The 10,999-nt window shown below is 28.6% G+C and carries 10 protein-coding genes; all 10 read right to left on the reverse strand.

What is annotated here, in order from left to right; translation table 11 throughout:
• Positions 1-449: 449 nt before the first annotated feature.
• Complete coding sequence (locus tag MW871_RS15775) at positions 450-1,733, reverse strand: hypothetical protein (RefSeq protein ID WP_248429340.1); 1,284 nt, start codon at positions 1,731-1,733, stop codon at positions 450-452.
• Positions 1,734-1,970: 237 nt separating this feature from the next.
• Entirely contained in the window at positions 1,971-2,468 is a 498-nt protein-coding gene (locus tag MW871_RS15780) for a T9SS type B sorting domain-containing protein (protein ID WP_188051774.1), read from the reverse strand.
• 157 nt (positions 2,469-2,625) lie between these two features.
• A complete protein-coding gene (locus tag MW871_RS15785; protein WP_248429341.1) occupies positions 2,626-3,108 on the reverse strand; it encodes a hypothetical protein in 483 nt (160 codons plus the stop codon).
• Between the two features lie 178 nt (positions 3,109-3,286).
• Positions 3,287-3,955 (reverse strand): ATP-binding cassette domain-containing protein, encoded by a 669-nt coding sequence (locus MW871_RS15790; protein ID WP_248429354.1) that lies wholly within the window; start codon positions 3,953-3,955, stop codon positions 3,287-3,289.
• Between the two features lie 995 nt (positions 3,956-4,950).
• Positions 4,951-5,811, reverse strand: coding sequence for a DUF1963 domain-containing protein (locus MW871_RS15795; RefSeq protein WP_248429355.1), 861 nt, complete (start codon positions 5,809-5,811; stop codon positions 4,951-4,953).
• Between the two features lie 713 nt (positions 5,812-6,524).
• The gene (locus MW871_RS15800; protein ID WP_248429356.1) at positions 6,525-7,283 is read right to left on the reverse strand and encodes a hypothetical protein; all 759 of its coding nucleotides are present in this window, start codon (positions 7,281-7,283) and stop codon (positions 6,525-6,527) included.
• Positions 7,284-7,446: 163 nt separating this feature from the next.
• A complete protein-coding gene (locus MW871_RS15805; protein WP_188050793.1) occupies positions 7,447-8,115 on the reverse strand; it encodes an ATP-binding cassette domain-containing protein in 669 nt (222 codons plus the stop codon).
• 469 nt (positions 8,116-8,584) lie between these two features.
• Positions 8,585-9,172 (reverse strand): hypothetical protein, encoded by a 588-nt coding sequence (locus tag MW871_RS15810; protein ID WP_248429357.1) that lies wholly within the window; start codon positions 9,170-9,172, stop codon positions 8,585-8,587.
• Positions 9,173-9,311: 139 nt separating this feature from the next.
• Positions 9,312-9,614, reverse strand: coding sequence for a hypothetical protein (locus MW871_RS15815; protein ID WP_248429358.1), 303 nt, complete (start codon positions 9,612-9,614; stop codon positions 9,312-9,314).
• A gap of 1,032 nt (positions 9,615-10,646) precedes the next feature.
• The coding region (locus MW871_RS15820; protein ID WP_248429359.1) for an integrase core domain-containing protein at positions 10,647-10,999 on the reverse strand (353 nt) is incomplete at its 5' end.

A 10,999-nucleotide genomic window follows, 5' to 3' on the forward strand; every position in this document is an offset into this window, starting at 1 on the left:
CGCTTCCGCTAATTAAATCAAGCACTTTGTAATCACTGTTAATTTCTTCTATAAAAGTAATGTTAGATAATTTCATTTTAAATAGTTTTAATTATTCAGTCCGTTTTTTTAAGCTGACTGCCAACGTCTTGGCGCTTGGCGAGGTTGGGGACTTTATAGCAGAGTATTTTCTGCCGAAACGAAGATATGATAAAAAACGTTAATTCCACTAAAACCCCAATCTCGCCAAACGGCTGTTATGCGTTCGGCAGTTTATGTATTATGTTTGTCCATTCCAAATTATTACAAGTAGCTTTTCCGAACTTAATTATTTATTTTTAAACATTTATGTGAACTTTAAAAATCTAAAAAGAAAACGTAATAAATTTAGCTTTTCAAGTTTCTGCTTTGCATTTCAATAATAATCCATTTTTGTCAAGTTTCTGTTTTGAATCTATCGACTAAATCCGCTATTTTAGAACTTTTTTTATGTAGTTTATTATAGAGTTTCTTGCCATATTTGACATTAATTCAAAGGTTATTAATGTATCTTGGGTTTTAGTCCATTCCTCAAATGGACTTTCTATCCGATTTTCTTTTTCCATTTTCTTAAACAATTCTTCTCTTCTTTTAATATTGTCTATAATGTGGAAAAAACGATCGCAAGATGAATTATTGGTTCTTTTGTGTGGTAAAGATTGTCCCATATGGAAAAATTCAGAGCGGAGAGTGTATGTGTTTTTAATAATAATTGAAAATTCTTCCTCAGTTAATTTATTTGGCTTCAATTCTGGCACAACACTTATTTCGTTTGGGAATAAGATTCTGTACTTTAAACCTTCGGTTATTAATTCATTGTAAAAAACTTCTTCCCAATCTGAATTCTTAGTGTAAGTAATCAGAAATCTCACAAAACGTTTAGTTAGATCTCTATTATTAATTTCTGCATTTACATAAGCTTGAACTTTCAAATACTCTTCAAAAAGACTTTTTGCGACTTCATTTTTTTTAGAAAGGTTTTTCCATTCGTTATAATGGTCTGGTTTATTTGAAAAGTCAATTTTATCTATTGCTATTTGTGATATTGCTTCAATGCCTGCAATGATAAACGAAAATCCTAAGTCAAAATCTTCTTTTTTATTTATATGTGCCAACTGTATTAATCGAAAACTTTGCATTAAGTTTTCATAACTTACTTCATATTCTTTACTCTCTGATAAAGTAAGTTTGTCAAGTAGGTTAACTACTTCTATTAATCTTTGTTCCCAAACGTCAATTATTTCATTGTGAATTCTAAAGCCTTTTGCACCTGGTCCTCGAATTGTTCTTGGAAATTCAACTCCGATTTCTCTTAATTCGTGTTCATTAGCAACTTCAAATCGATTATAATAATCATTTTTTGTCGAAACGACAGGTCTTTCAAATGCAAAACTACAAACTGCACTAAGCCCTAAAGTAAAATAGTGTGAATTGATGTAATTAATTCTTTCTGGCATTTTAACAGGCGAAACATACGCTTTTTTTGCTGATTGGTCTGATTTAATATTTTTAATAATATCTACTTCAATTGATTGTTCAATTGTAAAATCTTTAAAGTGTATATCTTTTGGTAATTTGAAATCTAAAATTAGATAGCTATAAATTCTTTTGTCTTCTGAAGTATTATGTGTTTTATAAAGCTTGACTTTATTTCTTTTATCAAATGCTAATATTCCGTCTTTAAATTGATTATCATCTTCAACAAATTGTCTCATATTTTTTTTAAAGTATTACAAATTATTGATGATTATCTAATGAATTTTAATTCGTCTATATTTCTGTGCGCTCCAACCTGCTGACGCATAACGTCCCGCTACTACAGCGGGTTTGGGACTAAATTAAGCCCATTATTCGGATTTGCCAAATCATCCCAAATACAAGACCAACTTTCCATTAAGCCTATTGCCCAAATCCGTTGTAGTAGCTGTTACCAAACGTTTATTCAGTTCATATTATTTTTGAAATATAATTGGGTCGTCAAAAGGGAATGTGCATTCAGTTTCTGCGCTAAATACTTTACCTTCTTCTTCTGTTTTAACTATACACACATATCCATACTCAACGAATGTTTGTTCATTTTTCACTACAAGTTTATATTTCACGGTTCCGCTTTTAATATTATCTCCGCAAAAAGAGTTGGAGTTTTTACCATAATTTTCTGTTGTGAAAAGAATTTTATCATTTAAATCATATATTGTTAAAGAGTTAAATGAATATTTATATAAATTCTCCACCAGAAAACAATCGTTAATACCATCTTCATTTGGAGTAAATACTGAAATAACATTTATTTTTCCAGCAGTTTGGTCAAGATTATTTATGTTCTTAGATTGCAATGGATTTTCTCCACAACATAAAAAAGTTTTTTGTTCAGTATTTGAATCATTACTATTACAACTATAATTGACTAATAAGATTAAAAAGATAAAAAATACAATTCTGTTTTTCATAAAGTAGGTTTTTAAATGTTTGGTAACGTCTTGGCGCTACAAGAAGTTTGGGATTAAAGATGCGAGATTTTTCCATTAAGCACAAATTTTCCAAATACAAAACCAAATTTAAATTAAGCCAAATACCCAAATTTCTTGTAACGGCTGTTAGTAGCCGTTATTTTAGCATTTCGTTTAGCCATTCTTCGGTTTCTTCCGTTATGTAATTCTTTTCCAAAAGCAGTTCTTTAAGCGTCATTGTTTCGTCATTCGTACAGCCAGCACAAGTACTTACTTTTTCGCTACTATTTTTATTCTTCTTAATTTGATTTAATTCTTCTTTAGTCAGATTAATCAACTTCTTTTGTGATAACTTTTCACAAATAGCTGTTGCCAAATACTTGTCAGCAATATTTGTTGCTTTAAGACTTCCTTTAATAATTGAGTAATCTTTTTTAGATAGAATTTCAGAAAATTTATTTACTGCTTTTGATTTCCGTCCCGAATAGTAGCAAGCAAATCCAATTACGTTATTTTCGTCAGTAATTTTTTTCGGTGGTAATTTAATAACTTTAGTTTTCTGTATAACTTCTGCTTTTTGTTCTTCTTTGCAACTAAAACACAAAAAAATCAAAAGATAAAATAAAATTTGTTTATTCATATTTGCTTGTTAAATTCTAGGATTTTTTTCATAATGGCTACTAACGTTTCGCGGCTTTGCGAGGTTGCGAACTTCGGAACCGACATTTTTCTGCTAAGATAAAATTTCTTGTGAAAGATAAACTTGAATTTTGCACTTATTTCGCAATCTCGCAAAACCGCTGTTAGGCGATGTACTTTTATTCATCAGACCTTAAGTATTCATATTTTATTAAATCATTTTTATCCATAATTTCAATTTTTTCTGTGTCTTTTATAATAAAATTTCTATCTGTAATTTCAAGCACATCGTAGTAATAATGGTCAGTTAAAATTATACCTTTTGTTTTTTTAATTTCCAATAACAATTTTTTGATTACATCTTTATAAATAGGTTCAATCATTGAGAAAGGTTCGTCGAGCATTATAAATTGATGCTTTAAATTTCCAATAATTAGTAATTCAAAATAACGTAATTGACCCAAAGATAATTGTCCAACTTTCATTTTTTCAAAATTTGATACTTGTTTTGAGTAAAAAATTTTGTCCTGGTCATCTCCATTTGGAAAAAAGAAAGGAATTATTTCTCTCACTGTCCATTCTTTTGGTAAAAAAGTTTCTTGCGGTAGATAACCAATTTTTTTTGAAAAAATAACATTATTTTGACTAATGATCTCAGTATTTATTTTAATTAATATTGAATCGGCTTTAATTGTTCCAAAGATTAATTTTAATAAAGTTGATTTTCCCGTACCATTGCGACCAAATATTCCAATAATTTCTCCAACTTTACAGTTAAGATTTATATCTTTTAAAATAACTTTTCTATCAAAAGACTTGTTTAGTTTTGTTATATTTAATTCATCCATTTATCTGAATTTTATATAAACTAAAAGTAGTAGAACGGATATTATGCTGTTAAATAACCAAACTTTTTTCAAAAGATTTACTTTTGTAAAGCCAAGATTATAATATGCATAATATTGATTTTTTTTAAAGGTTTGATATCCAATATAACCACATAAAATACCAAAAGTAGAAAAAACTATAATGCTCCACATAATTCCAGATATCATTCCAAAAATTAAGCAGAAAGGTAAGTTGAACATATTAATATCCAAGAAATATTTAAAAATTGCTTTATTATACATTTTTCATAGTTAATTTCGTATTATTTGTTAGTATATCGCCTAACGTCTTGGCGCTTGGCGAGGTTGCGACTTCGTAACCGAGTTCTTTCGGCTAAGATAGAATATCTTGCGAAAGAAAAATATGAATTAACCACAAAATTCGCAATCTCGCCAAACGGCTGTTATGCGTTCGGCAGTATATGTTCTATGTTTGTCTATTCCAATTTATTCCAGTTGGCTTTTCCAAATTTAATTATTTTATTCAGTTTTAAACATCTATTTTGATCTTAAAAATCTAAAAAAAAATCGCTAAAATTTTACTTTTCAAGTTTCTAATTTCCATTTTAGTATTCAGCCAATTTTGTCAAGTTTTTGTTTTCCACAAACTTAATCAAATTCCAATATTCAAGTTTCCACATTCTACAAACTTAATCAACTTCTAATTTTCAGGTTTCTGCTTTCCGCAAACTTGATCAAGTTTCATTTTCAAGTTCAAAAAGCCAAAAAAATCGATAAAAAATTCGCTTTTAAAGTTTTGAATTTCAGTTTTCAAGCTTTAATTTCTTCTTTTTCTGTGCGATCCAACCTGCTGACGCATAACGTGTCGCGGCTTGCAGAAGTGGCGAACTTCGTGACCGATTATTTTCGGCTAAGATAAAATTTCTTGCGCAAGATAAACGTGAATTTACCACATATTTCGCCATTTTTGCAAACCGCTGTTGGCAGTAGTATTTTTATGTGTCTTGGAATTGGACTACTATATCGTCGAATTTTTTATTCTTTAAATCCTCTCTTTTGATGCCAAAATATACTACCGGAGAGCCTCCGTAAGATGCTAATTTTGAAGGATTTGAAAACAAATCAATTTCCAATAAAAGTACAAAATCACTTTTTATTTTTTCTATTTCTTCCTTTCTTTGGTCAACTTCATCCCAAGTTTTAATATTCAAATAATTAATAGGCCAAAAATGTTCTGCGCTTGATTGTAAAGAGCAATCATATCCTAATACCTTATCTTCAAATTGCGGACTTTCATATATATGTTCCATTAGGTGGTCTAATTTTCCATAGAATTTATTTTTGTCTTCCCAATTATTAAAAAAATCTTCAATCAAACTACTTTCATCATCAGGATAGCTTATCGAATCTCTAAAAAACATCTTAGAAGGATGAAATTTACTTTTTTGGTTTAAGTCTTCAGGGAATTCATTTCTAAACAATTCATTCATTTCTGTGTGATAGATTATTTTGAAAGATTCTCTTGACCCGCTATAACTTAATTCGGGGTCAGCATAAACAAAAAAATATAAAATGCCCTCTTTGGGTAGAGCGCTATCATCCAAGTCAGATAAGTTAATCTGGCAAAAGAAGGTCATAGATTTTGTTTCGTAAGTTGGCCAATTTATTTCTTTTGGTAAATCAGGATTACCTCCAATTTTAGAAAATCCAATTCCTATATTTAAATCTTCTTTTAATGTGTAAGTAATGCGATGACATTTTTTAAATAGCTTAAGAAATTTTAATTTTTGTAAATCACCCTTAAATTCGTTTGATTTTATGATGATATCTTGTAGTATATGATATAATTCTGCCATTTTTATCGTTTTTTTGTCAATATTACTGCCAACGTTTCGCGGCTTTGCGAGGTTGCGAACTTCGGAACCGAGTATTTTCTGCTAAGATAAAATTTCTCGCGAAAGATAAACGTGAATTAACCACATATTTCGCAATCTCGCAACACCGCTGTTAGCAGCTGGCATTATTCTGTTAAAACATAAATTTACCATTCCTGGAGATGTTTAGAAAAATAATGTTTAAAATAATATTTAATAAAATTAAACCAGTGATAGTAAATTTCGCTATTCGTGATATTTTATATCTGACAACATAATCGTATGTTATATTTCGAAAGATATAAATCATTGTTATGATTAAGAATATTGCTAATCCAGCATAATAATACTTATTCAGATTAATAAAGTAAAATGATAATAATTCAAGATTTATAGTTGCCAATGTTGCAATAATAAGACAAGGAAATATTGTCCAATAATCATTTTTTTCTTGATAGAAATGAATATAAATTTTTGAAAAATAGATAAAAAGTAACTCTAAATATTTCATTTATTATTTTCTAATTTTCGTTTTGCTCGACGCTTGCTGCTAACGTTTCGTGGCTTGCAGAAGTGGCGAACTTCGTGACCGATTACTTTCGGCGAAGATAAAATTTCTTGCGGAAGATAATCGTGAATTTACCACATATTTCGCCATTTCTGCAAACCGCTGTTGGCAGATGTTTTTATATTTATTATGCTAATCCGGCAATATTTAATTCTGAATATTCTTTTTTTGTTAAGTTTATTTTTATTGAAATATTACATTTTCCACCATCATTCATTTGAATTAAGTTGTATTTAAAACCTGATTTATCATATTTGTTTTTGCAATAACAATTTATCCAAATTTCTATTTCATTGTTTGCATTAGTTACGATTCGGCATTGTTTTACATACTCATTTTTGCTTTTTAGTTTGGATTTATTTTCCTCAAAACTTTTGGTTAAAATTCGGTCTATTTCTTCAAGTTCAGTTTGATTAATATCGTATGGTTTATATTCTGAATTTTTGTTTTCTGGTTTATATGTGAAAATTGCATAATCTTTGAACTTTGTAAAATCCAGTTTGTTTCTTGTCTTAAATGTATTCTTTTTTATTTCAATTCTAAAAGAACTTTTTTCACTTATGAATTCAATGAAGTTATTTTTGATTACAGCTTTTTCACTGTCTGTATATTCAAATTCAAATGGTTTAAAATATATTGTATCGTTTTTTACTTCACAAAAACCATTGAACTTTTCTGTTTTCTCATAATTTGGACTTTTTACAGTTGAAATCAAATTATAAGTGCTGTCAGAAAACAATTCAAATTTTACGTTTCCACCTAAATCATAATTATTTTCTGCAAAAATCTGTTCGATTTTCGATTGTTTTAAAGTTTCTATTTTACTCTTTTTGCATTGAGTAAATAAACTTAAAATCGTAAATATTAAAATATATTGTCTTTTCATTTTTCGTTCTCCCAAAATATCTGCCAACGTCTTGGCGCTACACGAGGTTTGGGAGTAAATATGCGGATTATTTCGGCTAAACACAAATTTTACAAATACAAAACCACATTTAAATTAAGCCAAATACCCAAATCTCTTGTAACGGCTGTTAGGCGAAGTACTTTTATTCATCAGACCTCAAGTAATCATATTTTATTAAATCATTTTTGTCCATAATTTCAATTTTTTCTGTGTCTTTAATAATAAAATTTCTATTTGTTATTTCAAGAACATCATTGTAATAATGGTCAGTTAAAATTATACCTTTTGTTTGTTTAATTTCTAATAATAAATTTTTAATCACATCTTTATAAATAGGTTCAATCATTGAAAAAGGTTCATCGAGCATTATAAATTTATGCTTTAAATTTCCAATAATTAATAACTCAAGGTAACGTAATTGACCTAAAGATAATTCTCCAACTTTTCTTTTTTCAAAACTTGATACCTGTTTTGAATAAAAAATTTTGTCTTGGTCGTCTCCATTTGGAAAAAAGAACGGAATTATTTCTCTTACTTTCCATTCTTTTGGTAAAAAAGTTTCTTGTGGTAAATAACCAATTTTCTTAGAAGAAATTACTTTATTTTGAGGAATAATTTCAGCGTCTATTTCAATTAATATTGAATCGGCTTTAATTGTTCCAAAGATTAGTTTTAATAAAGTTGATTTTCCCGTACCATTTCGACCAAATATTCCAATTATTTCTCCAACTTTACAATCAAGGTTTATGTCTTTTAATATAACTTTTTTACCAAAAGATTTATTTAGTTTTGATATATTTAATACATTCATTTATCTAAATTTTATATATATTAAAAGTACTAAAAGGGAAATTATGGTATTAAATAACCAAACTGTTTTCAAAAGTTTTATTTTTGTAAAGCCAAGATTATAATATGCATAATATTGATTTTTTTTGAAAGTTTGATATCCTATGTAACCAAATAAAATACCAAAAGTCGAAAAGAAAATAATACTCCATATAATTCCGGATATCATTCCAAAAATAAAGCAGAATGGTAAATTGAACATATTAATGTCCAAAAAATATTTAGATATTGCTTTATTATACATTTTTTATAGTTAATTTCATACGGTTTTTGTTAGTATTTCGCCTAACGTCTTGGCGCTTGGCGAGGTTGGGGACTTTATAGCAGAGTATTTTCTGCCGAAACGAAGATATGATAAAAAACGGTAATTCCACTAATACCCCAATCTCGCCAAACGGCTGTTAGCGGTTCGGCTCTTTATTTATAATGCTTTACAAGTACTTTTTCGCAACTTCTGATATTCTGATTAAATAATCATTTTTGATATTCATACTTAATTGTCTCGTGTTAATTAATACTCTATTTTCATTTTTAAATATTTTTAATTTTTCACTTGGATTTGATAAATCTGATTCAAATTTCACGTCAAAAAAATCTTCTATTTGACTATTTGTTAAGTAGTTCGCACAAGCACAGATTATTACATTAAACGATTTGTAATAATCATTTTTCAGTAACTCGATTCTGTTAGGATTGTTGAAAGATTTGATTTTACTTAATTTCGATGGTTCAAAATTGATTTCGCTTAAAAAAGCATAGTCTAAAAACTCATTTTCATTTTTCTCAATTTGAGGATAAATGTATTTCAATAATGTGTAATATTTAGTCCAAGTATGTCCGCCTTTCATTTTCTTATAATATGGTCGAAATGCATTTATGTAATATTCAGAATTATAAAACTTCGTTCTATTAAATGTAATGTTATTATCAATATAGTTTTTCCATTCATTTGGATTTTCTATACTTTCATATTGTAATTGTTTCAGATTACTTCCATCAAAACCCTTTTCTTTTCCCATTATTAGAATTTTTGAATTTGGATTACCAAAGCCAACAAAATATGGATTAGGTTTATTTAGATTGTTTTCATTGATATAGAATTCTGTACTTTTTCTACACGCAAAATTCACTAAATTTTTAAAACTTTGATTAAACATCTTAAAGAGTTCTAATTAGTGAACCGCTTTCTTTACGAAGTTCAGTTTTTCCATTCGTTAAACTTATAACAAGGTCTTGACCATTAAATCTTCCGCCTTTTGCACCGCTACTTGTAATTGTTCTTATTAAAGAACCACTTTCTTTTCTTAATTCAACTTTTCCCTTATCAGTTGTAATCAGTACTAATGTTGCATCGTTATTTAAGGAAGCGTCTATAACCCCACTACTTGCTAGAGTTCTAACTAATGAACCGCTATCTTTTCTCAATTCTAATTTTCCGTTTGTTAATTTTAAAATGTTCATTTTGTTTTATTTTTAAAGTTGTTTTTTATAAGAATTCTTACTCGTTCTGCAGAGCTGACCGCTAACGTCTTGGCGCTTGGCGAGGTTTGGGACTTTAAAGCAGAGTATTTTCTGCCGAAACGAAGATATGATAAAAAACGGTAATTCCACTAAAACCCCAATCTCGCCAAACGGCTGTTAGCGGTTGGTTATTTGGGCAGAGTTAATGGACATAAACTTATTACTTTCTATTATCAAATCCAATATGTACGTTTCTATTTGTCTACTTTTTCCGTTTTTCCTTTCTATGTGTTTTTTTAAATTAATTTTTTATTTTCTTTTTTAAAATTATTAAGTTTCAATATTAATCTCTAATAATTACTTACAATTTTGACGTTTCCACACTCACTTTTCCGCATTCAAGTCAAAATTATCGAGATTTATTATCACGTTAAATATTTACGCTTCCACACTCAAGTCTCAACATTCAAGTTTCTATTATTGAGTTTAAATCTCACATTAAATATTTACGCTTCCATACTCAAGTTTCAAAATTCATACATACAAATTCAAGAATTAATTATTACGTTTAACATTTACTTTCCAAATATTACGTTTCTAAATATTAATTTTCTGATAAAAATCTCTTTATAAATTCGTTGTTTTCTGTCGCAACGTCCTCATAACTAACCGCTAACGTCTTGGCGCTTGGCGAGGTTGGGGACTTTAAAGCAGAGTATTTTCTGCCGAAACGAAGATATGATAAAAAACGCTAATTCCACTAAAACCCCAATCTCGCCAAACGGCTGTTGGCAGTAGTACTTTTATTTATTCCAATTTTAATGTTTTACAAGTTTCTGTATAAAATTCTCCGACACATAATTCAGAATTGTCAAGTTCAGGAGAAATCATAGAAGTTGTAATGTCTTGTCCTAATATAGGTTGACTATTTTTGGTTACTGTATAATTTCAAAAATAGTTTATTATTGACGTAATATTGATAAGTTTAGAAAAAATCTTTGAAGGGATTTTTTTCCAAACTTGTCAACATTCCTACGTAGCTAAAGTAGTATTTTTTTTGTTTTTATAAGACTTGTATTCATGTATTTGATTTAGATGTGCATAATTTGGTGTTTTCATTTCAAGAGAGCAATGTCTACGCTCATTATTGTAAATTTCGATAGCTTGTTTAACCATTTTTTCAGCTGTTTTTAAATTAGCAATAGTCTTGTTTAGTCCAAATTCATGTTTTAAAATTCCGTTAATTCTTTCTGCTACGGCGTTTTCATAAGGGCTTGAGTTTTGAGTTGTACTTAAAATAATATTCTTAGATTTGGCAAATTCAGCAAAGTCTGGACAGCAATATTGTATCCCTCTATCGGAATGATGTATTAGATTTTCGTTGT

The organism is Flavobacterium pygoscelis (genome assembly GCF_023162025.1).
GTDB lineage: Bacteria > Bacteroidota > Bacteroidia > Flavobacteriales > Flavobacteriaceae > Flavobacterium > Flavobacterium pygoscelis.